Here is a 21,951-nt window from a genome sequence, read left to right as displayed (position 1 = left end):
CGGGCCGGGCGGGGGCGGAAAGATTTCATCGTGCAATGTGTTGTTGTGACATTTCACAATGTACGGGGGCGCGCCGGCGCTGTCAACGGGCCACCACGCCGCGCTGCCGGGCTCGCGCCGCAGGGCGTCGAATGCCGTTAATATGGGGCGGACATTGCGCGGCCGCATATATCGGAATGGCCGCGCCGCTCAATGGAGGAAGAACATGGAAGCACAACACCAGTCTGCCGGCTTCGAGACCGCCGACATCATGCGCGGCCTGTACGGGGACGGCATCATCGGCCTGCGCGGCGCCTTCAGCCGCGAGTTCATCCAGGAACTGCGCCAGGACATCGACGCGCTGTTCGGGGAAGCCCAGGCCCGCCCCGGCGGCGCGCTCAACCGCGGCCCCAACCGCTTCTACGTCGAGGTGCACCCGGAACGCCTGCGCGGCTTCGCCGCGATCGCCGGCCACCCCTGGGTGATGGCGGTGTGCAGCGCGGTGCTGGGGCCGGACTACCGCCTGGTCGAAGTCGGTTTCGACGTGCCGGGCCCGGGCGCCATGCACCAGCCCTGGCACCGCGATTTCGCCTCGCCGCCGGAAACCGCGCAGGGCAGGCGCCTGAGTTCGCTCGCCTTCAACATCACCACCATCGACGTCACCGAAGACATGGGTCCGTTCGAGATCGCTCCCGGCACCCAATGGGACCTGTACGGCGGCGACCCGATGTTCCCGGACGCCGCGCTGTGGCCGCGCTACGAGGCGCTGGCCCAGCGCAAGCTGCCGCGGATGGGCGACATCTCGGCGCGCTCGGCGCTGACGATCCACCGCGGCACCGCCAACCGCTCGAACCTGTCGCGGCCAGTGCTGGTGGTCGGGGCCGATGCGCCGGACGCGACCAATGCGATCCGGCACGACCTGCAGATGTCGCGCGCGTATCACGAAAGCTTGCCGGAAGCGGTGCGGAAGCACCTCAGTTGCCGCGTGGTGGAAGAGCTTGAGCCGATCCACCAGGCCCACACGATCGAGGGACTGAAGATGGGCGTGACGATGGGATAGCTTGGAAGGGCCGCCGGGGAGGCGGCCCCGGAATTACTCCTTCGGCGGCACCTGCTGCGACGGCACCGGCGACTTCAGCGCTTCCGGCAGCGAATCGGCGATGCCGTTTTCCGGCAGCTGGCCGACCCGGCGCGCCTCGTCCGAGTGCTGGTCGAGGCTGACTTCCTCGGCCACGTCGAAGCGGCCGTCTTCCGCGCCGCCTTCGCCGGGCAGCAGGTTCTCGGAACGCTGCTCCTCGCCGCCGCCCGCGTTCGGCGCGGACTGGTCTTTCTGCTGGTTTCCCTGGGCCATATCGTCCTCCTGTTGACGGTTTTTCATGGCCCATTATCTCCGCCGCCCGCCGAGGCGGGCGCACGTTAGTCCTTGCGCGGCAGGTTCTTTTCCAGGATCGCCCACAGGATCATGCCGTAGGCCGCCAGGCGGATCAGGTAATGCAGCGGTGAATCCTCGCCGGCCTCGTTCAGCACCGCCGAATAGACCCGGTGCAGCCCTTCGATGAAGAAGGAGAGCGCGAAATACAGGAAGAAGCGGTCGCCGGTATTGCGCCAGAAGCGCAGGAAGAACAGGGCGATGGTGAGCGAAGCCATCGAGATCGCACCGTACATCATCTGGGTCATCGCGTCATTCCTTCTCGTAGATCAGTCCGTAGAGCAGCAGCAGGCAGGCGACCAGGGCGCTGATCAGGCGCAGCGGCATGAAATCGACGTTCGGAAAGACGATCTTGTCGAAGATCAGGAACAGATTATTGAAGGTCATGACCGCAAAGCACGAGCCGCTCCAGAACAAGAGACGGTGCCGGGTGCGGCGGTAACTGGCCAGCAGCAGCCAGGTACAGGCCAGCGAGGTCAGCATGCACAGCGTATAGATGAGTTCGCCCATTTAGGAATCCTTTCGGAGGCGGAAGGCGTCGGCGAACTGCTGCGCCTTCCGGTCGAGAGAAGAATGGATCAGGTTGGTGACGTCGACCAGGTGGCGTGCGTAGAGCTCGGCCAGGCCGTCGATGCGTTCGCGCAGCGTGGCGGACGCCGGCGCGTAGCAATGGCAGTCTTCGTGCGGCGCCGGGCAGGGCGCGGCCATGCCTGCGCGGCTTAGCTCGTCGAGCAGGGTCTGGGCGGTGCGCTCGGCGATATAGAGGCGGCTGGCCAGCATCGCGCCGGACCATTGCTGGCCGGGGCTGGCGCGCAGCAGCAGCAGCGCTTCGAGAAAGGGGACCGAGGGAACGCTCGTCAGGATAAAACGGCGCAGCTCTTCGGGAATCGGCGGTCGGTTCATTCGTACCGAATGTAATTTCCGAAAAGGAATAGTTTGTTGAGAAAGGCGCAATTTTAGACCAATTCTGATCGGCAAGGAAATTCAATCGTGCGCGCTCGCTTTGGAGTCGCGCAATAGCTGTGCTTGACCTCCGTCAAATGGGCTCGGCTACAATGTGGCTTGTCTCATTTACCGCCACGTTTCATGCTTCGAACTCTGCTGTCGCGCCTCGGCGCCGCCTCCGTCTTGCTGTTGTCCACCCTGGCCGGCGCCGGCGCCCAGGCCGCCGACTGTCCGGCCCACTACCTCGACGGCCGCGCGCCCGAGATCCGCAACCCGAAGCTGGCCACCGCCACCCGCGAGCTGTGCTACGGCGTGTTCGGCGTCATGCATTCGGGCGTGACCCGCACCCCGCTGTGGTCGGCCGAATACCTGCGCGCCGACAATCTGGCGGCGGCCGAGGGGCTGGATCGCGACAACGCCTTCCACGCCGAATCGCGCCTGCCGCGCAGCCAGCGCGCCGAGCTGTCCGATTACGCGCGCAGCGGCCTCGACCGCGGCCACCTGGCGCCCAACGCCGACATGCCCGATCGCCGCGCCCAGCGCGAAAGCTTTTCGCTGGCGAACATGGTGCCGCAGGACCGCGACCATAATCGCCACATCTGGGCCCCGATCGAGGGCGCGGTGCGCAAGATGGCCAAGCGCGAGGGTGCGCTCTACGTGATCACCGGCCCGGCCTTCCTGGGAACCAGCCTGCGCAAGGTCGGCAACGTGCTGGTGCCGACCCATTTGTACAAGGTGGTGTACAGTCCGCGCCAGAAAGCGGCCGCGGCCTGGTTCGTCGAGAACCGCGCCGACGCGAAGATCGACGTAATCCCGGTCGCGGAGCTCGAGCGCATCGTCGGCATCGAACTGCTGCCCTCGCTCACGCGCCAGCAAAAGGAGCGCATGCTGGCGCTGCCGAAGGTGCGCCAGCCGAAGCGCAAGAACTGATACGGGAGAAATCGCCATGCCATCGAAGAAATCCTTCACCCCCTATGCCAACGAAGCCGACGTGGTCGAGATCGGCGACCTGATGCTGGAAAACCGCCTCGACCGCATCACCATCTCCGGCGACGTCGACCTGACCCGCGACAAGGCCGGCCTGGAACAGGCCCGCCGCCTGCACGCGCTGCTCGGCGCCGTGGTCGCGGCACTGGAAGCGCAGGACCTGCCGGACCGCCTGCCGCCGCCGGACGTGAAGACCGTCGACAACCCGTTCGCCTGAATGTCGCGAGTTGCGGTAGGCTGGCCGAATCGCATTTGCAGATTCGGAGGCAGCACCATGCAAGATACCGGCAGCAGCACCCGGTCCGACCAGGACGACGAGTCTTACCGCAAGCACTTCGACAGCGCCTACGGCGCCTCGGGTGCTTCCTACGATGAAGTCGCACCGGCCTACGGTTACGGTTCGCAGGTGGCGGGCAGCGGCCGCCATGCCGGACGCCACTGGGATGACGTGGAACCGGAACTGCGCAGCGACTGGGACAATCAATACGGCGGCGGCGCCTCGGCCTGGGACAAGATCAAGGCCGCGGTGCGTCACGGCTGGGACCGCGTCACGCGCGGCGACAGCGGCCTGACTTACTGAGAAGAAATCGATTTGACACCGGAAACGGCGCCTGCGGGCGCCGTTTTTCATGGCTGGGTCAGGCGCGCGCTGGACCGGAAAGGATTGATGTAATCTCAATTCGTCCGCCACGGGTGCCGCGCATCCCGTGTGCGATACCACCTATCCAACGGAGGAATGACCATGCAACATACTCTTGTAGCCGTGTTCGACAACCGGACCGATGCACAGAATGCCATGAACGAGCTGCTGTCCTCGGGCTTTTCGCGTAACGAGGTCAAGCTCTCCAACGCCGACCCGACCGGCATGACCGACAGCGTCACCGGCCGCAGCGATACCAGCGCTTCCAGCACTGACACCTATGCCGACGGCACCGGCGTGGGCATCGGCGAATCCATCAAGAACTTCTTCTCTGACCTGTTCGGCGCCGACAACAGCGAACACGCCAGCCGCTACGAAGGCGCGGTCACCCGCGGCCACCACGTCGTGACCGTGCGCGCCGATTCGCTGCCGGAAGTCGAGCGCGCCGCCGACATCGTCGAGCGCTACGGCCCGACCGACATCGACGAGCAGGCATCGGGCGCGGGCCTGGGTGGCCTCGGCGCCACCGGCGGCCTGTCGGAATCGATGCGCGCCAGCGCCGCCGGCGGCCTGCAGCAATCGTCGCAGATGTCGGCGCAGTCGGGCCTGTCCGGCAACCTCGGTTCGTCGTCCGCCTCGGCGTCGGGCTCCGCCACCGGATCGAACATCGGCTCGACCATCGGCTCCACCTCGAGCGCCGCCAGCCAGCAGCTGGACAACCCGGGCGACCGCAACATCTTCCAGCAGCAATCGCTGAACCAGGCCGAGCCGATGGGCACGACCTACCAGGAGCCGCAGGGCCAGAGCGGCCTGAGCGCTACCGGCGGCACCAACCTGCAAGGCTCGACCCTGCAGGAAAACTCGGTCCAGTCGTCCTCGCTCGAGGGTACGCAGAACGACCGCAACATCGGCAGCTCGGGCGGCCAGGCCGGCACCTTGCAAGGTTCCTCGCTGGAAGGCTCGGCCTACCAGGGCGGCGCCACCGGCTCGCTGCAGCGCGACACGACCAGCTCCAGCTTCAACGAAGTCCAGCGCGGCCGCTCGCGCATCTACTCGCGCACCGGCGAAGGGGCGGCCGGCGGCTCGGGCCTGCAGGTCGGCAGCAACTTCTTCGGCGACGACGACGACGCCTACCGCAACCACTTCCTCGCCAACTACACCGGCGAAGACTACGACACCGTCAAGCCGGCCTATGCCTACGGCGCCGAAAGCGCGCGCAGCGACAAGTACCGCGGCCGCAAGTGGGACGATGTCGAGAACGATCTGCACAGCGACTGGACCAGCCGCAACGGCGGCATCGCCAACAGCGCCGGCGACACCTGGGACAAGATGAAGGCCGCCGTGCGCCGCGGCTGGGACAAGATGACCAGCGACGACGACGACACCATCTACCGCAGCCACTTCAGCAGCACCTACGGCACCTCGGGCGCCAGCTACGACGATTACCAGCCGGCCTACAGCTACGGCGCCGAAAGCGCGCGCAGCGACAAGTACCGCGGCCGCAAATGGGACGACGTCGAAACCGACCTGAGCAGCGACTGGAGCACCCGCTACGGCAGTACCGGCTCGACCTGGGACAAGATGAAGGCCGCCGTCCGCCGCGGCTGGGACCGCATGACCCTGGACGACGACAACTACTACCGCAGCCACTACGACACCCACCTGGCGTCGTCGGGCGTGGACTACGACAGCGTCAAGCCGGCCTACAGCTACGGTTCCGAGATGCGCAGGAGCGAGATGTTCCGCAACCGCCCGTGGGACGACATCGAGGGCGACCTGCGCAAGGGCTGGGATTCGCGCGTCGAAGGCGGCGGCACCTACGCCGGCTCGACCCCGGCCACCACTTCCGCCAGCACCACCGGCAGCGTGGGCGGCGCCTGGGACAAGATGAAGGCCGCCGTGCGCCACGGCTGGGACAAGATGACGGACGACGACGACAACGACGCCGCCTACCGCTCGCACTGGAACGCCACCTACAGCACCGCGACCGACGGCAGCACCTATGACGAGTACAAGCCGGCCTACTCCTACGGTTCGGAAATGGCGCGCAACGAGAAGTACCGCGGGCGCCAGTGGAACGATGTGGAGAACGACCTGCGTACTGATTGGGATTCGCGGTATGCCAATGGCGGGCAGTCGACGTGGGAGAAGATGAAGGCGGCGGTGCGTCAGGGGTGGGATCGGATGACGGCGTGATTTGGCGCTAGCGGTCTGCGGGCAAACTTGGGTCCCGGCCTTCGCCGGGAGTCGTAGGCCCCAGTGGGGCGTACGACGTGCGGAGGGTGCGTTCCGAAGGAACGCTTTTGCTCACCTAGCCCCAAGACCGTCGTTCCGGCGAAGGCCGGAACCCAATTTCCGTAGCGCAGCCACTACGCAAACAAAATCGGCGCCCTCCGGCGCCGATTTCACTCCATCAGCCCGCAGGCCAACACCAACTCACTCCGCGTAATCGGCGACTCCGCATCCGACACCAGCTTCTCCTTCAGCCCGCCGCATCCTTGGTGATCACCACCACCGCCGGGTTCCTGGCCGACGGGTGCTTCCTGATCGCCGCATTCACATTTGCCACCGTCAGCTTCGCCAGGCCCTCACGCATCATGCGCGTGAAGTTATGCGGCTTCGCTGAGAGGCAAGCTGATCCGGTTCCGGCCCAGGTGCTTGGCCCGGTACAAGGCCGCATCCGCCGTGGCCACCAATTGGCTCGCATTGTTGTCCGGCCCCGCGATCGCCGTCGCCGCGCCGATCGACACCGTCACGTGGCGGGTCGGGGCGGTGGACGGCAGCTGCAGGGCTTCGACCCGGCAGCGGATGCGCTCGGCGACGATGGCGGCGCCCTTGAGCGACTGGTTCGGCAGGATCACGGCGAATTCCTCGCCGCCGTAGCGCGCCACCAGGTCGTTGGCGCGCATCTCGCTGGCCACGGCGCGGGCGATGCGCTTCAGGCATTCGTCGCCGCCCAGGTGGCCGTTGGCGTCGTTATAGGCCTTGAAGTTGTCGACGTCCACCATCAGCAGGGACAGCGGCTGGGCCTGGCGCAGGGCGCGCGACCATTCCGCATGCAGGGTGTCGTCGAAGCAGCGGCGGTTGGCCAGGCCGGTCAGACCGTCGCGGGTGGCGAGCTGTTCCAGGGCGACCTGCGCCATCTTTTCGTCGGTCAGGTCGCGCAGGGTCTCGACCACGGCCGACAGGTTGCCGTGCGCATCGTAGATCGGCGTGGCGTCCGCCGCCAGGTAGCGACGCCGGCCGGCGCGCGGCATGTCGAACCAGCTTTCCAGGCACAGTCCGGTGGACGAGCCCGGCTGGGCGGTGCGCGGCATGATCTGGCGCACGTCCTCGGTGCGGTTCTGCAGGACCAGGTCGGCCAGGGTGGGGCGGCGGTGCTCGTAGAAGCTGCGCCAGTGCTCGCCGGTGCCGATGATCTCGCTGGCCGGCACGCCGGTGAGCTGCTCGCAGGCGCGGTTCCAGATCATGACGCGGGCGTCGCGGTCGAGCACGAAGACAGGGATCGACAGCGATTCCATCAGCTGCCCGACAAAGGCGCCGTCGCCGATCAGGGCATGTTGGGCGGCATGGGCGGGCACGCCGCTGGCGGCGCTGTGGCTTGCTGTCTTGAGCATGTTCGTCCTCTGCATTCCGGTCCGGCCGCCGAATTGGCCGCCAACAGGAATGGATTCTGCTACCGCGCAGACACGGACTTATTGATTTTGAGCAAGCCTTCTTTTCGGCAACGATTTTGCCGGGTCGGGGCCCGGACTAGGCCGGCGCAGCCTCGGGGTGAGTAGGAAGCGACACCCGGACCACGGCGCCGCCGCGCCGTCCCGCCGAGAGCCGGACCGTGCCGCCGCAGGCGGTGGCGCGCTGCTGCATTCCCTCCAGGCCATGGCCGTGGCGCACCGGTTGCGCCGGGCCGACGCCGTCATCCTCGACCGTGAGGGTGACTTCGCCTGCGGTCTCGACCAGGGTCACGCGCACCGCGCTGGCCTGGGCGTGGCAGGCGACGTTCGACAGTGCCTCCTGCAAGGCGCGGAACAGCACCGCGTCCAGGTCGCGCGCCCGGACGCCGCCCGCGTTCCCCTCGACGCCCAGGTCGAGACGGTAGTCGAGCCCGTGGAGGCGGGCGAACTCGGTCAGGTGACGCTCGAGTGCCTGGCGCAGGCTCAGGCCCGGGGCGATCGGGCGCATGCCGGAAACGATCGCGCGCACCGAGCGGATCGCGGCGTCCAGGTTGGCGATCGTGCCGCCCAGGCGTTCGTGATTGGCCGGGGAGGCGCTGCGCGCCGCCACTTGCTGCAGCGACAACTCGGCGCGCAGCGAGAGCAGCCGCTGGCCGAGCTCGTCGTGCAGGGCGCGCGCGATGCGGGTCCGCTCGATGTCGCGTACGCCTTCCTGCTGGCGCACCAGGCGGCACAGCACCTCATGGCTGCCGGCCAGCGCCTCGGCGGCCTGCGCATGGGCCTGCTTCTCCGTGGCCAGCTGCTCTTCGAGGGCTTCGCTGCGCTCTTCCACCGTTCGCATGCGCCGGCCCTGCAGCAGCGCCACGCCGGCCGCGGCCAGCGTCAGCAGCGCCGCGCCCAGCAGTTCCGGCGAAGCGAAGGGCAGGGACATCGGCGCCGGTATGACGGCATGGGCCGGCAAAGCGAGGACCGCGAAAAGCGCGACGCCAATTCGGCCTAGGAATGAGCTGTATTTGTTCATGGTGTCCTTCTTACTAGCGTTAGGAACATTCCGTACGAAGGTACACCCGTGTACTGTAGGGAATATTGCTTATCCTCAACGCATGACGCCTATCCCACGGACGGCCCGGGGAGCGCTATAATGGAAGGTTGACGAGAGGTTTAACGTGACTTACAGCATCAAAGAGATCTTCTATACCCTGCAGGGCGAAGGCGCCCATGCGGGGCGCCCGGCCGTGTTCTGCCGCTTTTCCGGCTGCAATCTGTGGACCGGCAGGGAAAGCGACCGCGCCAGCGCCGTCTGCACCTTCTGCGACACCGATTTCGTCGGCACCGACGGCGAGCGCGGCGGCAAGTTCCGCGACGCCGGGAGCCTGGCGCGCGAGATCGACAGCCTGTGGCCGGCAAGCCATGCCGCCAGCAAGTATGTCGTGTTCACCGGGGGCGAGCCTCTGCTCCAGCTCGACCGTGCGCTGATCGACGCCATGCATGCGCACGGCTTCACGATTGCGATCGAGACCAACGGCACCCTGCCGGTGCCGGAAGGCGTCGACTGGATCTGCGTCAGCCCGAAAATGGGCTCCCAGCTGGTGGTCGCGAAGGGCAACGAGATCAAGGTCGTGATCCCGCAGCTGGGCCAGGACCTGTCCGCCTACGAGCACCTGGACTTCGAGAACTTCTACGTGCAGCCGATGGACGGCCCGCTCGCCGCGCGCAACACCCAGCTGGCGATCGAGACCTGCCGCCGCAACCCCAAATGGAAGCTCAGCCTCCAGACCCACAAACTCCTTCAAATCCCTTAAGCTTCAGATGCTCACCATTACCCGCAAGCTGGAATTCGACGCCGGCCACCGCATTCCCGACCACAAAAGCCAGTGCCGCAACCTGCACGGCCACCGCTATACCCTCGAAATCACGCTGCTAGGTGAAGTCATCGACGCGGAAGGAAATTCCGACAACGGCATGATCATGGACTTCTCGGACGTCAAGACGCTGGCCAAGGAGCACCTGATCGACGTGTGGGACCATGCCTTCCTGGTGTACGAAAAGGACGATAAGGTGCGCGAGTTCCTCGCTTCGCTGCCCGGCCACAAGACCGTCGTCATCGACTGCATCCCGACGGTCGAGAACCTGGCGCGCGTGGCCTTCGGCATCCTGAAAACCGTGTTCACCGACCGCTTCGGCACCGGCCTGCGCCTGCACAAGCTGGTGCTGCACGAAACCCCGAACTGCTGGGCCGAAGTCACCGATGCCTGAGGACCTGGCCCCAGTGCCGCTCGATGCCGGCGCGGCGTTCGACGAGCGCTTCATGACGCTGGCGCTGGAGCAGGCGCGCCTGGCCTGGGCCGAAGGCGAGGTGCCGGTGGGCGCGGTGGTGGTCAAGGATGGCGAAGTCATCGCCACCGGCTACAATCGCCCGATCGGCCGCCACGACCCGACCGCCCATGCCGAAATCATGGCCCTGCGAGCGGCCGCCGAAAAACTCGGCAACTACCGGCTGCCGGGCTGCGCGCTCTACGTCACCCTGGAACCCTGCATCATGTGCTCGGGCGCCATGATGCACGCCCGGCTGGCGCGGGTCGTCTACGCCGCCACCGACCCCAAGACCGGCGCCTGCGGCTCGGTCGTCAACCTGTTCGGCGAAGAAAAGCTGAACCACCACACCGGCGTGCAGGGCGGTGTCATGGCGGAGCAGGCGAGCAGCCTGCTCAGGGCCTTTTTCGCCGAGCGCCGCGCCGCCGCGCGCAAGCTGCCCGGACCGGACGCGGCAAGCAAGGAGGCGTGAATCCGGGCCGGGCGCGCGCCCGAGCGCCCCCGCCCTGGCGAAAGTGGTATGCTGGTTTCGCGTCTCGCCTGGAGCGCACCGAACCAGTCGCCCCGATCCCATGCCTACGCTGAACGCTAACGGAATCCGCATTGCCTTCGACACCTTGGGCGACCCCAAGTCCGTCCCGTTGCTGCTGGTACATGGCCTTGGGATGCAGTTGACAGCCTGGCCCGACGAATTCGTCGAAGGGCTGGTCGAACTCGGCTTCTACGTGATCCGCTTCGACAACCGCGACAGCGGCCTGTCCACCAAATTCGAGCAGGCCGGCGTGCCCAACCTGCCTCTGGCCTGGATCAAATCCAAACTCGGCTGGCCGCTGCGCGCCGCCTACGGCCTCGACGACATGGCCGAAGACGCGATCGGCGTGCTGTCGGCCTTGGGCGTCGCCCGCGCCCACGTGGTCGGGGTCTCGATGGGCGGCATGATCGCCCAGATCCTGGCGGCCCGGTATCCGCAGCGCATCCTCAGCCTGACCTCGATCATGTCGAGCTCCTGCCGGCGCGGCCTGCCCGGGCCGGAAAAGAAGATCCGCAAGCTCCTGATGCGGCGCGCCCGGGACCCCAGCAATATCGACAGCATCATCGACCTGGGCGTGGAAGTCATGCGCGCCATCGGCAGCCCCTCCTACCCGACCCCGGAACGCCTGCTGCGCAAGCGGGTCGCCCGTTCCGTGCGCCGCAGCTATTGCCCCTCCGGCGTGGCGCGCCAGATGATGGCGATCGCCGCCTCGGGCGACCGTTGCGCGCTGCTACGCACCATCACCGCGCCCGCACTGGTGATTCACGGCGCCAACGATCCGCTGGTGCCGCTCGCTTGCGGCGAAGACACGGCCAGCCGCATCCCCGACGCCCGGCTGGAAGTCATCGAAGGCATGGGCCACGATTTGCCGCCGCAGCTGGCCGAGCGGCTCCTCGCCTTGATCGACGCCCATGCCAGAGGTAAGATGTTGCCGGACTCAACACCCCGCTTATTCGTCAAACAATAAGCCTCAAACAGTGATCACCCAACAAATCGGCATCGCCATCGTGGCCCCGGCCGGCCAGGCGCTCGACCCCTGCGCGGTCGACCGCGCCGTTTCCCGCCTCGAAGCCCAGGGCTGCCTGGTGCGCAACTACTACGACCACAACGCCATCCACCAGCGCTTCGGCGGCACCGACGCCGGCCGCCTGGCCCAGCTGGACGCGGCGATTGCCGATCCCGACGTGCAGATCGTCATGGCGCTGCGCGGCGGCTACGGCGTGACGCGCCTGATGCCGCACCTCGATTTCGAGGCCATCGCGGCCAGCGGCAAGCTGGTCGTCGGCTTTTCCGACATCACGGCCATCCACATGGGCTTGTTCGCCCGCACCGGTGCGCTCAGCTACGCCGGGCCGATGGCGGCCGGCGATTTCGGCGCCCGCGAGCCGGTGCCATTCACGCTCGATCAATTCTGGCACTGCCTGGCCGGTCCGACCCATACCATCGCCGAGTGCGCGCCCGGCAACCCGCGCGTTTCGGTGCAGGGCAGGGTCTGGGGCGGCAACCTGGCGATGGTCGTCTCGCTGCTCGGCACGCCGTACTTCCCGCAGGTCGACGGCGGCATCCTCTACCTGGAAGACATCGCCGAACACCCCTACCGGATCGAGCGCCTGCTGCTGCAGCTGCACCAGGCCGGCGTCTTGGCGCGCCAGCGCGCCGTCCTGCTGGGCGACTTTTCCGGCTACACCCTGGGCAAGAACGACAATGGCTACGACTTCGACGCCATGGTCGCCCACCTGCGCGAGACCCTGCCGGTGCCGGTCCTCACCGGACTTACCTTCGGCCACGGCCCCAGGCGGGTCACGATTCCCTTCGGCGCCCAGGGCCAGCTGGAATCGAACGAGGAGGGCTTCAGCCTGCTGCTGTCGGATTACCCGACCCTGCGCCGGGCCATGCAGTAAGCCTCAAACCCGCCGCGGGCCGCTGCGCCTGAGCCGCTGTCCCGCCATCCTGCCCACAGTGGTAAAATGCGCGGTTATACCAACATCCACGCTTTAGGGTTTACACAGTGCTCAGTACAGCCAATATCACGATGCAATTCGGCGCCAAGCCGCTGTTCGAGAATATCTCCGTCAAGTTCGGCGAAGGCAACCGTTACGGCCTGATCGGCGCTAACGGTTGTGGCAAGTCGACCTTCATGAAGATCCTGGGCGGCGACCTGGAACCGTCCGCCGGCAACGTCAGCCTCGACCCGGGCGAGCGCCTGGGCAAGCTGCGCCAGGACCAGTTCGCCTACGAGGACGTGCGCGTGCTCGACGTCGTCATGATGGGCCACACCGAGCTGTGGAATGCCATCTCCGAGCGCGACGCCATCTATGCCAACCCGGAAGCGACCGACGAAGACTACATGAAGGCCGCCGAGCTGGAGGGCAAGGTCGCCGAATACGACGGCTACTCGGCCGAAGCGCGCGCCGGCGAGCTGCTGCTTGGCCTCGATATCGCGAGCGAGTTGCACCAGGGCCCGATGAGCGCCGTGGCGCCGGGCTGGAAGCTGCGCGTGCTGCTGGCCCAGGCCCTGTTCTCGAACCCGGACATCCTGCTGCTCGACGAACCGACCAACAACCTGGACATCAACACGATCCGCTGGCTCGAGGACATCCTCAACCAGCGCAACTCGACGATGATCATCATCTCGCACGATCGCCACTTCCTGAACCAGGTCTGCACCCACGTGGCCGACATGGACTACGGCACCCTGAAGGTCTACCCGGGCAACTACGACGACTACATGCTGGCCTCGACCCAGGCGCGCAACCAGCAGCTGGCCAACAACGCCAAGGCGAAAGAGAAGGTCGCGGAACTGCAGGACTTCGTGCGCCGCTTCTCGGCCAACAAATCCAAGGCGCGCCAGGCGACCTCGCGCGCCAAGCAGATCGACAAGATCAAGATCGAGGAATTCAAGCCGTCCTCGCGCGCCTACCCGTTCGTGCGCTTCGAAGGCGAGAAGAAGCTGCACCGCCTGGCGGTGGAGACCGAGGGCCTGTCGAAAGCCTACGACCGCCAGCTCTTCAAGAACTTCTCGATCATGGTCGAAGCGGGCGAGCGCATCGCGATCATCGGCGCCAACGGTGCTGGTAAAACCACGCTGCTGCGCTGCATCGGTGGCGAAGACATCTCGGGCCTGGCGGCCGACCAGGGCCGCGTGAAGTGGGCCGAGAACGCCAACGTCGGCTACATGCCGCAGGATCCGACCGAGGAATTCGCCAGCGGCGAGAACCTGACCGACTGGATGGGCCGCTGGACCCAGGAAGGCGACGACGACCAGGCCGTGCGCTCGATCCTGGGCCGCCTGCTGTTCGGCGGCGACGAGGTCAAGAAGTCGGTCAAGGTGCTGTCGGGCGGCGAGAAGGGCCGCATGATGTACGGTAAGCTGATGCTGGGCCGTCACAACGTGCTGCTGCTGGACGAGCCGACCAACCACATGGACATGGAATCGATCGAGTCGCTCAACATCGCCCTCGACAAGTACGCCGGCACCATGATCTTCGTGTCCCACGACCGCGAATTCGTGTCCTCGCTGGCGACCCGCATCCTCGAGATCCGCGAGAACGAGATCGTCGACTTCCAGGGTAACTACGAAGAGTACCTGAAGAGCCAGGGTATCGACTGATACCCGCGGCCCGTCGTTCCCGCGCAGGCGGGAATCCAAGTTTTGCATGCATTGTGGAAACGCTTTCAAAATTGGGCTCCCGCCTGCGCGGGAGCGACGTTCATATGGCAACAATCATCGTGAGGCCTTCCACATGATCACCGCACCCATCAAAACCTACGAATACGACCGCCCCCAGGTCGGCGAAGCCTGCACCATCAACCCGGCCACCGCCGAAGCCTGGGCCCGCGTCCCCGCCACCCCGAGCGCCACGGAGAAAGCCGAGCTGAAGGAACGCATCAAGCGCCTCCTGAAGGAACGCAACGCCGTCCTGGTCGCCCACTACTACGTCGACGCCGAGCTGCAGGACCTGGCCGAGGAAACCGGCGGCTGCGTCTCCGACTCGCTGGAGATGGCGCGCTTCGGCCGTGACCACCCGGCGCAAACGCTGGTCGTGGCCGGCGTGCGCTTCATGGGCGAATCGGCCAAGATCCTGAGCCCGGAAAAAACCATCCTGATGCCGGACCTGGACGCCACCTGCTCGCTCGACCTGGGCTGTCCGGCCGACGAGTTCGCGGCCTTCTGCGACCAGCACCCGGACCGCACCGTGGTCGTGTATGCGAATACCTCCGCCGCCGTGAAAGCGCGCGCCGACTGGATGGTGACCTCGTCGATCGGCCTGGACATCGTCAAGCACCTGCACGAGCAGGGCAAGAAGATCCTGTGGGCCCCGGACCGTCACCTGGGTTCCTGGATCCAGAAGCAGACCGGCGCCGACATGCTGCTGTGGCAGGGTTCCTGCCTGGTGCACGACGAATTCAAGGGCATCGAACTCGATCTCTTGAGGACCGAGCACCCGGATGCGAAGGTGCTGGTGCACCCGGAGTCGCCGAGCAACGTGGTGGCGCAGGCCGACGTGGTCGGCTCCACCACCCAGCTGATCAACGCCGCCGTCAACCTGCCGGCGACCACCTTCATCGTCGCCACCGACAACGGCATCCTGCACAAGATGCGCGCCGCCGCGCCGGGCAAGCACTTCATCGAAGCGCCGACCGCCGGCAACAGCGCCACCTGCAAGAGCTGCGCGCACTGCCCGTGGATGGCGATGAACGGTCTGAAGAACCTGGCCGAGGTGCTCGAATCGGGCGCCAACGAGGTCCACGTCGATCCGGAGATCGGCCGCCAGGCCAAGCGTGCGATCGACCGCATGCTCGATTTCGCCGCCGCTAGAAAAGCGCAAGCACTGCCGAGCGGCGCGCTCGAGCAGAATGCCCCACTGTTCAATGGAGTAGGCCCCGCATGACGACCCTGCGCAATCCGCACGCCGATCAAGGCGCATTCGACGAGAAGCTGCAAGCCGCGTTCGAAGCCAACATCCTCGCGGCCCTGCTGGAAGACGTCGGCACCGGCGACCTGACCGGCATGCTGGTGCCAAACGACACCCGCGTGCAGGCCCGCGTCATCGTGCGCGAACAGGCCGTGCTGTGCGGCGCGCCCTGGTTCGAAGGCGTGATGCTGGCGATCGACCATGACATCGAGATCGACTGGCAGTATGCCGAGGGCGACCTGATGACGGCCGATTCCGTGGTCTGCACCATCGTCGCGAACCCGCGCTCGCTGCTGACGGCCGAGCGCGCGGCGCTGAACTTCATGCAGCTGCTGTCGGGCGTGGCCACCGCCACCCGCGGCTATGTCGACGTCATCGCCGGCACCAGTGCTGCCATCCTCGACACCCGCAAGACCCTGCCGGGCCTGCGCCAGGCGCAGAAATACGCGGTGCGCGTCGGCGGCGGCAAGAACCAGCGCATGGCGCTGTACGACGGCATCCTGATCAAGGAAAACCATATCGCCGCTGCCGGTGGCGTGACCAAGGCGCTGCAGGCGGCCGAGGCCCTGAACTCCGGTGCGCCGGTGCAGATCGAGGTCGAGACCATCGCCCAGCTGGAAGAGGCGCTGGCGGCCGGCGTGAAGTCGGTCCTGCTCGACAACTTCGACCTCGCCATGATGCGTGAGGCGGTGCGCGTGAACGCGGGCCGGGCGCTGCTGGAAGCGTCGGGCGGGATCAATATGGACACGGTGCGTGCGATCGCCGAGACTGGCGTGGACCGGATCTCGATCGGCAGCCTGACCAAGGATGTGCGGGCGACCGACTATTCGCTGCGTATCACCGGGGCGGCGGCATGATGGACTGGAGCAGGGTGAAGATCGCGACCGGCGCGCGGATGCTGTGGCTGGTGTTCGGGCTGCTGCTCGGCTTGCCGACCTTGTCGAATGGGGTGCAGACCAATAACACGGCTGATCTGTGCTTCGGGATCGGCATGCTGCTGGTGGGCGTGCGCGGGTTCCTGCGGCCGGTGATGTTCGGGAAGGCGATGCGGATGGAGATGGATCCGCGGACGGCGCAGGTGTCGATCGGGACGCCGATGCTGCATGGGGGCTTGTCGTTGGTGATCTTCATTGCGCTTACGGCGGGGATTGTCATCAAGTACGTACTCAAAGGCTGAGCGTTTTTCGTACCGTTACACGTTGAGTCGTCATCCCGGCGCAGGCTGGGATCCAGTTTCCCATGCGGTCCGTACGCGCTTGGGTGCACCGGTCAACGTGATGCGACGAACTTGGGTTCCGGCCTTCGCCGGAAGTCGTAGGCGCCAGCGGCGCGTACGACGGTCTTTAGAGTACGAGTGAATGTGGCGTTGGTGGTCCGACGACTCTCAGACCCCACTCTCGCTAGCCCTCGCCAACGCCTCCGCCTCCGGCGTCCGCACATGCACCGGCTCGCCCACCTGGCTGGCAATCTGCTATCAAAGACGTGAACAAAGGTGCTCAGCGTCCTCTTCCTGCCCCGAACCGTCTTGTTGACCGTGCTCGTATCTGACAGGCGTGACTTTCCCGCCTCCCACCAGCAGTATGCCGGCAGCAGTGCCTGACGTTGCCGTCAGACTCGCCACGGGTAGCGCCGTTGTCGCCGCGGGGGCGCTCGAAGGCGATCACGCCGTAATGTTCGGCGGCTCGGTCGAGCAGGCCGGAGGTGACGAAATCCTCGGTGTAGACACCGTTGCCGTGCAGGAGCACCAGGACCGGGCCGCTGCCGCGCTCCAGATAGTGCAGGCGCACGCCGTCGACCTCGACGAACTTGCCTTGCGGCGGATGTTCCCGTTCCGCCTGGCGGGATTTGGCGCGGACGTAGGACCAGGAAGCCAGGCCGATGCCCGCGAGTACGAGGCCGGCGGATGATGTAGTTGCGCGTGTGGTCACAATATTCCCCTGTGGTCGAGTTGTATCTGTGACTGCTCCGGCTCCTCCGCGTGGAGCAGGCCGGCGACGCGCGGCAGCAGCCGCTCGGCCGACTCTTCCAGTTTGAGCGCGAGCATATCGTCCGCGCGGGTCCGGCCCAGGTTCAGCACCGCGATCGGCTTGCCCTTCTCGGCGGCAAGGCGGCAGAAACGAAAGCCCGAATACACCATCAGCGACGAGCCCACCACCAGCAGGGCGTCGGCCGCCTCCATCCGCGCGAGCGCGTCCGCGGTGCGCGCCGGGGGGATGCCATCGCCGAAGAATACGACATCCGGCGACAAGGCGCCGCCGCATTGGATGCAGGTCGGCAGGTGGAAGTCGAGCAGCGCGTCGGGCTCGATCGCCGCGTCGCCGTCCGGCAGGGGCACTGCCAGCGCATCGGCCAGTTCGGGATTGGCTTCCTCGAGCAAGGTCTGGATGAAGGACCGCGCAAACCGTTCCTTGCAATGCATGCAGACCACGCCGTGGACATTGCCGTGCAGTTCGAGCACGTCCGGGCTGCCGGCGGCCTGGTGCAGGCCGTCGACGTTCTGGGTCAGCAGGTGGGCGAAATGGCCGTGCCGTCCCAGCGCGGCCAGGGCGCGGTGGCCGGCATTCGGCCGGGCGCCGGCCATGATCGGGTAGCCGACCATGCTGCGCGCCCAGTAGCGGCGCTGGATCAGTTCGGAACGGCGGAATTCCGGCCCCTGGATCGGGGCGCGGCCGCGCCGGGTGCCGTCACGGTCGCGGTAGTCGGGAATGCCGGAGGCGGTCGAGAGACCGGCGCCGGTCAGCACCAGGGTGCGCTGGTGCCGCTGCAGGAAGGCCGCCAGTGCCAGGGCCGGATCGGGATGGGGAGAATCGTTTTCCATGTGCCGGGATCGTATCACCGCCGACCCCAGCCCGACACACGCTTCAGCGCGCCGACACCGCGATGCCGCCGACGATCATGCCGAAGGCCAGCACATGGTAGAGGTGCGGCGCCTCGCCGAGAAAGGCGGACGACAGCAGCGCCGTGAACAGCGGCGTCAGGTTGATGAAGAAGGACCCGATGCTCGGTCCCGCGCGCTGCACGCCGGCGCCCCAGCAGCGCATCGCCAGGATCGCCGGCCCGATCGCGACGTACAGCAGCGCCGCCGCCAGCTGCCAGCTCCACGTGATATGCACGTCGCGCAGCGCCCACTCGCCGCCCGCCAGCACACTCGACCACAGCACGCCGTAGCCCACCTGGGCCAGCAGGAAGGCGGCCCAGTCGGCGCGCAGGCCGGGCGCGTCCTTCTTCTGCATCAGCATCCAGCTGTAGAAGGACCAGGCGATGGTCGCCAGGATCATGTACAGGTCGCCGATCACGAGGCGCAGGCCGAGCAGCTGGTGCACGTCGCCGCGGCACAGCACCACCAGCACGCCGGCGATCGACAGCAGCGCGCCGGCGACCTGCCTGCGCCTGACCGGCACGCCGAAGAAGAGGCGGCCGACCAGCAGCATCCACACCGGCACGCCGGAGGCGACCAGGGTCACGTTGATCGGCGTCGAGCTTTGCAGGGCCAGGTACTGCAGCGAGTTGTACAGGCCGACGCTCAGCAGGCCTAGCATGGCGTAGCGGCGCCAGTTGGCCAGCACGCCGCTGCCGTCGCTGAACACGGCGCGCCCCAGCGGGACCAGCACCGCCAGCGCGATCACCCAGCGCACCAGGTTGAGCGTCATCGGCGGCATGGCGTCGCGCACCAGGCGGCCGACGATGGCGTTGCCGGCCCAGAGCAGGGGCGGGACGCTCAGGAGCAGGGCGGTGGATGGGGTGAGGGTGGGGCGTGTCATGATGCGATTTGTATTGCTGACCGAAAGACCGTCGCACCGGCCGAGCGGGGACGCCCAGTCCGGTGCGACGTGCGTGCGGAGCGGGCCGGAATCCGGGCGTCAGCGGCGTTCCGGCGTCAGGACACTCGGCAGCGCTTTCGGCAGCGTATCGGGGAAATCGCGCGAATAATGCAGCCCGCGGCTTTCATGGCGCGACAGTGCGCTGTTCACGATCAGGGACGCGACTTCGACCAGGTTGCGCAGCTCCAGCAGGTCATGCGTGATGCGGAAGTTGCGGTAGTACTCGTCGATCTCTTCCTTCAGCAACTTGATGCGGTGCTGGGCCCGTTCCAGGCGCTTGGTGGTGCGCACGATGCCGACGTAGTTCCACATGAAGCGGCGCAGCTCGTCCCAGTTGTGGGCGATGACGACTTCTTCGTCGGCGTTCGTGACGCGGCTTTCGTCCCAGGGCGGCAGCACCGGATTCTCGATCGTCGGCGCCGCCGCGATCTGGTGCGCGCAGGCGCGGCCGATGACGACGCACTCGAGCAGCGAATTGCTGGCCAGGCGGTTGGCGCCGTGCAGGCCGGTGCAGGCCGTTTCGCCGACCGCGTACAGGCCCGGAATGTCGGTGCGGCCGGTCAGGTCCGTCACGATGCCGCCGCAGGTAAAGTGCACCGCCGGCACCACCGGAATCGGCTCCTCGGTGATGTCGATCCCGAGCTCCAGGCAGCGCGCGTAAATGGTCGGGAAGTGCTCCATCAGGAATTCCGGGCTCTGATGGCTGATGTCGAGATGGACGTAGTCGAGGCCGCGCTTCTTCATCTCGAAGTCGATGGCGCGCGCCACCACGTCGCGCGGCGCGAGTTCGCCGCGCTCGTCGTGGGCCAGCATGAAGCGCGTGCCGGCGGCCGGGCCGGCTTCCGGCGGCAGTTTCAGCAGGCCGCCTTCGCCGCGGATCGCCTCGGTGATCAGGAAGGATTTCGCGTAGGGGTGGTAGAGGCAGGTCGGGTGGAACTGGATGAATTCCATGTTCGACACGCGGCAGCCGGCGCGCCAGGCCATCGCGATGCCGTCGCCGGTGGCGGTGTCGGGATTGGTGGTGTACAGGTAGACCTTGCCGGCGCCGCCGGTGGCCAGCACGGTGTGCTCGGCCTCGAAGGTCAGCACCTTGCCGTTGCGTTCGTCCTGCACGTACAGGCCGTAGCAGCGCGGCTGGCCCACCAGGTGCGGCGCGCCGCCATGGACGCCCTTGCCGGTCAGCTTGTCGGAGGTGATGACATCGATCGCGCAGTGGTGTTCGAACAGCGTGATGTTCGGGTGGGCACGGACCTTCTGCTCCAGGGTCACCTGCACCGCGTGGCCGGTGGCGTCGGCCGCGTGGATGATGCGGCGCTGGCTGTGGCCGCCCTCGCGGGTCAAGTGGAAACCGAGTTCGGCCGAGGCGTCGCGGGTGAAGGGCACGCCCTGTTCGATCAGCCATTCGATCGCCTCGCGGCCATGCTCGACGATGTAGCGGGTGGCCGCTTCGTCGCACAGGCCGGCGCCGGCCACCAGGGTATCGGCGATGTGCTGGTCGTGGCTGTCGCCGGAGTCGAGCACGGCGGCGATACCGCCCTGCGCCCAGTTGCTTGCGCCGTCGAGCAGTTCGCGCTTCGAGATGATCGCAACCGTGCGCGTCTGCGCCAGGTGCAGGGCCACCGACAGGCCGGCCAGGCCACTGCCGACAATAGCGACGTCAAATTTCATGGAGGTGCCAGCTTCGCAATTTGTACAGAGGCATCACTATAGCCGAAGTGCGCGCTCCTCGCCCAGGGACAAGGCCGGGCCAATGTACGCGGACGCACCGACGCGGCAGGCAGCCGGGCCCACCATCGGCCCTGGACTCAACAAGGAGGAATGCCATGTCAACGAATAACAATCACACCGCGCTGCTGGCCGACAAGATCGGCTCGATGCGCTTCGCCATGTTCACCACCCGCGACGCCAACGGCCACCTGGTCAGCCAGCCGATGACCAACCAGCAGATCGACGCGGAAGGCGGCCTGTGGTTCTACACCCGCAGCACCACCGAGCTGTGGGAAAACATCGCCCATGAGCCGGAAGTCAACGTCAGCTTCGCCAACAACGACGACAGCACCTATGTGTCGGTGAGCGGCACCGCCGAGCGCGTGGTCGACCGCGCCCAGATCAAGGCGCTGTGGAACGCCATGGTGCAGGCCTGGTTCCCGGCCGGCCCGGAAGACGAGCACGTGGTCCTGGTGCGCGTGCTGCCGCACGCGGCCGAGTACTGGGATTCGAACGACAGCAAGATGGTGCGCATGTTCGCGATGGCCAAGGCCGCCGTCACCGGCTCGACGCCGGACGTCGACGCCGACCACGGCACCATCCGCATGTAAGAAGCGCTAGCCCCGCGGCGGCAGGTCGGAAGCGTCCTGGTTGCCGCCGGTTTCCGGGGTGCCCAGGCCGGTACCTGTTTGCGCGTCCGGATCCGCCTGGTTGGGGCGGGTGTCCTGCGCGCCGCGGCCCACGTTGGTCATCGCGCTATCTAGCGCCTCGGGGTGCGGCCTGCCGCCAGGCGCCGCACCGTCCGGGGCGTTCGCCGTTTCGCCGGCCTGGTTGCGGGTCAGGCCATCGCCGCCGCCGCCGCCGGTTTCCTGCTGGGTTTCGTGACTTGGCGTCGCGCCTTGCTGGCCGCTGGTGGCGCCGCCGACGCCGAGCGTCGTGGATGGATCGTTCTGGTTCGAATGGCTCATGGGGGCTCCTGGTCGTGGTGTCGATCCATTATCGGCCAGG

General features: G+C 66.8%; 26 protein-coding genes. 15 read left to right on the top strand and 11 right to left on the bottom strand.

Features of this window, described 5'->3' with window-relative positions:
• The first annotated feature begins 205 nt into the window (after nt 1-205).
• Nucleotides 206-1,039, top strand: a complete 834-nt coding sequence (locus LQ564_RS10910; RefSeq protein ID WP_231058106.1) for a phytanoyl-CoA dioxygenase family protein — start codon at nt 206-208, stop codon at nt 1,037-1,039.
• 33 nt (nt 1,040-1,072) lie between these two features.
• Here the strand turns inward: LQ564_RS10910 and LQ564_RS10905 are convergent, their stop codons facing one another.
• Genes LQ564_RS10905 through LQ564_RS10890 form a run of 4 tightly spaced genes read right to left on the bottom strand, consistent with a single transcriptional unit; the run spans nt 1,073 to nt 2,311 of the window.
• A complete protein-coding gene (locus LQ564_RS10905) occupies nt 1,073-1,357 on the bottom strand; it encodes a hypothetical protein (protein WP_231058105.1) in 285 nt (94 codons plus the stop codon).
• Between the two features lie 38 nt (nt 1,358-1,395).
• On the bottom strand, nt 1,396-1,656 hold the full coding sequence (locus LQ564_RS10900; protein ID WP_231058104.1) for a DUF5985 family protein: 261 nt from the start codon (nt 1,654-1,656) through the stop codon (nt 1,396-1,398).
• Nucleotides 1,657-1,660: 4 nt separating this feature from the next.
• The gene (locus LQ564_RS10895) at nt 1,661-1,918 is read right to left on the bottom strand and encodes a DUF5985 family protein (protein ID WP_231058103.1); all 258 of its coding nucleotides are present in this window, start codon (nt 1,916-1,918) and stop codon (nt 1,661-1,663) included.
• Nucleotides 1,919-2,311: a hypothetical protein gene (locus LQ564_RS10890; protein WP_231058102.1), complete on the bottom strand. Its 393-nt coding sequence runs from the start codon at nt 2,309-2,311 to the stop codon at nt 1,919-1,921.
• 183 nt (nt 2,312-2,494) lie between these two features.
• On the opposite strand from LQ564_RS10890, the gene LQ564_RS10885 reads away from it, so the two are divergent.
• The 4 genes from LQ564_RS10885 to LQ564_RS10870 all read left to right on the top strand — a co-directional run bounded on the left by LQ564_RS10885 (nt 2,495) and on the right by LQ564_RS10870 (nt 6,176).
• Entirely contained in the window at nt 2,495-3,283 is a 789-nt protein-coding gene (locus LQ564_RS10885) for a DNA/RNA non-specific endonuclease (RefSeq protein ID WP_231058101.1), read from the top strand.
• A 16-nt stretch (nt 3,284-3,299) separates the two neighbouring features.
• A complete protein-coding gene (locus LQ564_RS10880) occupies nt 3,300-3,557 on the top strand; it encodes a hypothetical protein (protein WP_231058100.1) in 258 nt (85 codons plus the stop codon).
• Between the two features lie 57 nt (nt 3,558-3,614).
• On the top strand, nt 3,615-3,920 hold the full coding sequence (locus LQ564_RS10875; RefSeq protein WP_231058099.1) for a hypothetical protein: 306 nt from the start codon (nt 3,615-3,617) through the stop codon (nt 3,918-3,920).
• Nucleotides 3,921-4,082: 162 nt separating this feature from the next.
• Complete coding sequence (locus tag LQ564_RS10870; protein ID WP_231058098.1) at nt 4,083-6,176, top strand: general stress protein; 2,094 nt, start codon at nt 4,083-4,085, stop codon at nt 6,174-6,176.
• A gap of 413 nt (nt 6,177-6,589) precedes the next feature.
• Here the strand turns inward: LQ564_RS10870 and LQ564_RS10865 are convergent, their stop codons facing one another.
• Together LQ564_RS10865 and LQ564_RS10860 are read right to left on the bottom strand one after the other, a co-directional pair.
• Nucleotides 6,590-7,597, bottom strand: coding sequence for a sensor domain-containing diguanylate cyclase (locus LQ564_RS10865; protein ID WP_371873463.1), 1,008 nt, complete (start codon nt 7,595-7,597; stop codon nt 6,590-6,592).
• Nucleotides 7,598-7,733: 136 nt separating this feature from the next.
• On the bottom strand, nt 7,734-8,585 hold the full coding sequence (locus LQ564_RS10860) for a sensor histidine kinase (RefSeq protein ID WP_231058097.1): 852 nt from the start codon (nt 8,583-8,585) through the stop codon (nt 7,734-7,736).
• A gap of 235 nt (nt 8,586-8,820) precedes the next feature.
• Between LQ564_RS10860 and queE the strand changes: the two genes are divergently transcribed.
• From queE to LQ564_RS10815, 9 genes are all read left to right on the top strand, one after another.
• Complete coding sequence (gene queE, locus LQ564_RS10855; RefSeq protein ID WP_231058096.1) at nt 8,821-9,456, top strand: 7-carboxy-7-deazaguanine synthase; 636 nt, start codon at nt 8,821-8,823, stop codon at nt 9,454-9,456.
• Nucleotides 9,457-9,463: 7 nt separating this feature from the next.
• Nucleotides 9,464-9,910: a 6-carboxytetrahydropterin synthase QueD gene (gene queD / locus LQ564_RS10850; protein WP_231058095.1), complete on the top strand. Its 447-nt coding sequence runs from the start codon at nt 9,464-9,466 to the stop codon at nt 9,908-9,910.
• Nucleotides 9,903-10,439, top strand: coding sequence for a tRNA adenosine(34) deaminase TadA (gene tadA / locus LQ564_RS10845; RefSeq protein ID WP_371873462.1), 537 nt, complete (start codon nt 9,903-9,905; stop codon nt 10,437-10,439). Before queD ends, tadA begins: the two co-directional genes overlap by 8 nt.
• Before the next feature lie 100 nt (nt 10,440-10,539).
• Nucleotides 10,540-11,466 carry an alpha/beta fold hydrolase gene (locus LQ564_RS10840; protein ID WP_231058094.1) on the top strand — a complete coding sequence of 309 codons (927 nt, stop codon included), beginning with the start codon at nt 10,540-10,542 and terminating at the stop codon, nt 11,464-11,466.
• Nucleotides 11,467-11,476: 10 nt separating this feature from the next.
• Nucleotides 11,477-12,400 (top strand): muramoyltetrapeptide carboxypeptidase, encoded by a 924-nt coding sequence (gene ldcA / locus LQ564_RS10835; RefSeq protein ID WP_231058093.1) that lies wholly within the window; start codon nt 11,477-11,479, stop codon nt 12,398-12,400.
• Between the two features lie 107 nt (nt 12,401-12,507).
• On the top strand, nt 12,508-14,109 hold the full coding sequence (locus tag LQ564_RS10830) for an ABC-F family ATPase (protein ID WP_231058092.1): 1,602 nt from the start codon (nt 12,508-12,510) through the stop codon (nt 14,107-14,109).
• 133 nt (nt 14,110-14,242) lie between these two features.
• Entirely contained in the window at nt 14,243-15,391 is a 1,149-nt protein-coding gene (gene nadA / locus LQ564_RS10825) for a quinolinate synthase NadA (RefSeq protein ID WP_231058091.1), read from the top strand.
• Nucleotides 15,388-16,272 carry a carboxylating nicotinate-nucleotide diphosphorylase gene (nadC, locus tag LQ564_RS10820; protein WP_231058090.1) on the top strand — a complete coding sequence of 295 codons (885 nt, stop codon included), beginning with the start codon at nt 15,388-15,390 and terminating at the stop codon, nt 16,270-16,272. Before nadA ends, nadC begins: the two co-directional genes overlap by 4 nt.
• Before the next feature lie 14 nt (nt 16,273-16,286).
• Nucleotides 16,287-16,592: a hypothetical protein gene (locus tag LQ564_RS10815; protein WP_231058089.1), complete on the top strand. Its 306-nt coding sequence runs from the start codon at nt 16,287-16,289 to the stop codon at nt 16,590-16,592.
• Between the two features lie 319 nt (nt 16,593-16,911).
• Here LQ564_RS10815 and LQ564_RS10810 read toward each other — a convergent pair whose 3' ends face one another.
• The 4 genes from LQ564_RS10810 to nadB form a co-directional block, all read right to left on the bottom strand.
• Nucleotides 16,912-17,343: an alpha/beta fold hydrolase gene (locus tag LQ564_RS10810; RefSeq protein WP_231058088.1), complete on the bottom strand. Its 432-nt coding sequence runs from the start codon at nt 17,341-17,343 to the stop codon at nt 16,912-16,914.
• Complete coding sequence (locus LQ564_RS10805) at nt 17,340-18,233, bottom strand: NAD-dependent protein deacetylase (RefSeq protein ID WP_231058087.1); 894 nt, start codon at nt 18,231-18,233, stop codon at nt 17,340-17,342. The genes LQ564_RS10810 and LQ564_RS10805 overlap by 4 nt, the downstream gene beginning before the upstream one ends.
• Before the next feature lie 43 nt (nt 18,234-18,276).
• Nucleotides 18,277-19,176: a DMT family transporter gene (locus tag LQ564_RS10800; protein ID WP_231058086.1), complete on the bottom strand. Its 900-nt coding sequence runs from the start codon at nt 19,174-19,176 to the stop codon at nt 18,277-18,279.
• 99 nt (nt 19,177-19,275) lie between these two features.
• A complete protein-coding gene (gene nadB / locus LQ564_RS10795; protein ID WP_231058085.1) occupies nt 19,276-20,904 on the bottom strand; it encodes an L-aspartate oxidase in 1,629 nt (542 codons plus the stop codon).
• 155 nt (nt 20,905-21,059) lie between these two features.
• On the opposite strand from nadB, the gene LQ564_RS10790 reads away from it, so the two are divergent.
• On the top strand, nt 21,060-21,554 hold the full coding sequence (locus tag LQ564_RS10790; RefSeq protein WP_231058084.1) for a pyridoxamine 5'-phosphate oxidase family protein: 495 nt from the start codon (nt 21,060-21,062) through the stop codon (nt 21,552-21,554).
• 6 nt (nt 21,555-21,560) lie between these two features.
• Here the strand turns inward: LQ564_RS10790 and LQ564_RS10785 are convergent, their stop codons facing one another.
• On the bottom strand, nt 21,561-21,911 hold the full coding sequence (locus tag LQ564_RS10785) for a hypothetical protein (protein WP_231058083.1): 351 nt from the start codon (nt 21,909-21,911) through the stop codon (nt 21,561-21,563).
• Nucleotides 21,912-21,951 lie beyond the last annotated feature (40 nt).

Source organism: Massilia phyllostachyos, assembly GCF_021044825.1.
Lineage (GTDB): Bacteria > Pseudomonadota > Gammaproteobacteria > Burkholderiales > Burkholderiaceae_D > Telluria > Telluria phyllostachyos.
The sequence above is the reverse complement of the archived record's forward strand: the minus strand, read 5'-3'. Positions and strand labels throughout refer to the sequence as shown.

Bases quoted from the DNA above. Each gene is read 5' to 3' on its own strand.
- LQ564_RS10905 (WP_231058105.1), bottom strand. From the start codon at position 1,357: ATGAAAAACCGTCAACAGGAGGACGATATGGCCCAGGGAAACCAGCAG.
- LQ564_RS10900 (WP_231058104.1), bottom strand. From the start codon at position 1,656: ATGACCCAGATGATGTACGGTGCGATCTCGATGGCTTCGCTCACCATC.
- LQ564_RS10865 (WP_371873463.1), bottom strand. From the start codon at position 7,597: ATGCTCAAGACAGCAAGCCACAGCGCCGCCAGCGGCGTGCCCGCCCAT.
- LQ564_RS10800 (WP_231058086.1), bottom strand. From the start codon at position 19,176: ATGACACGCCCCACCCTCACCCCATCCACCGCCCTGCTCCTGAGCGTC.
- LQ564_RS10840 (WP_231058094.1), top strand. From the start codon at position 10,540: ATGCCTACGCTGAACGCTAACGGAATCCGCATTGCCTTCGACACCTTG.
- nadB (WP_231058085.1), bottom strand. From the start codon at position 20,904: ATGAAATTTGACGTCGCTATTGTCGGCAGTGGCCTGGCCGGCCTGTCG.
- nadC (WP_231058090.1), top strand. From the start codon at position 15,388: ATGACGACCCTGCGCAATCCGCACGCCGATCAAGGCGCATTCGACGAG.
- LQ564_RS10860 (WP_231058097.1), bottom strand. From the start codon at position 8,585: ATGTCCCTGCCCTTCGCTTCGCCGGAACTGCTGGGCGCGGCGCTGCTG.
- nadA (WP_231058091.1), top strand. From the start codon at position 14,243: ATGATCACCGCACCCATCAAAACCTACGAATACGACCGCCCCCAGGTC.
- LQ564_RS10885 (WP_231058101.1), top strand. From the start codon at position 2,495: ATGCTTCGAACTCTGCTGTCGCGCCTCGGCGCCGCCTCCGTCTTGCTG.
- LQ564_RS10790 (WP_231058084.1), top strand. From the start codon at position 21,060: ATGTCAACGAATAACAATCACACCGCGCTGCTGGCCGACAAGATCGGC.
- LQ564_RS10870 (WP_231058098.1), top strand. From the start codon at position 4,083: ATGCAACATACTCTTGTAGCCGTGTTCGACAACCGGACCGATGCACAG.
- LQ564_RS10890 (WP_231058102.1), bottom strand. From the start codon at position 2,311: ATGAACCGACCGCCGATTCCCGAAGAGCTGCGCCGTTTTATCCTGACG.
- LQ564_RS10895 (WP_231058103.1), bottom strand. From the start codon at position 1,918: ATGGGCGAACTCATCTATACGCTGTGCATGCTGACCTCGCTGGCCTGT.
- LQ564_RS10805 (WP_231058087.1), bottom strand. From the start codon at position 18,233: ATGGAAAACGATTCTCCCCATCCCGATCCGGCCCTGGCACTGGCGGCC.
- LQ564_RS10910 (WP_231058106.1), top strand. From the start codon at position 206: ATGGAAGCACAACACCAGTCTGCCGGCTTCGAGACCGCCGACATCATG.
- LQ564_RS10880 (WP_231058100.1), top strand. From the start codon at position 3,300: ATGCCATCGAAGAAATCCTTCACCCCCTATGCCAACGAAGCCGACGTG.
- LQ564_RS10785 (WP_231058083.1), bottom strand. From the start codon at position 21,911: ATGAGCCATTCGAACCAGAACGATCCATCCACGACGCTCGGCGTCGGC.
- tadA (WP_371873462.1), top strand. From the start codon at position 9,903: ATGCCTGAGGACCTGGCCCCAGTGCCGCTCGATGCCGGCGCGGCGTTC.
- queD (WP_231058095.1), top strand. From the start codon at position 9,464: ATGCTCACCATTACCCGCAAGCTGGAATTCGACGCCGGCCACCGCATT.
- LQ564_RS10875 (WP_231058099.1), top strand. From the start codon at position 3,615: ATGCAAGATACCGGCAGCAGCACCCGGTCCGACCAGGACGACGAGTCT.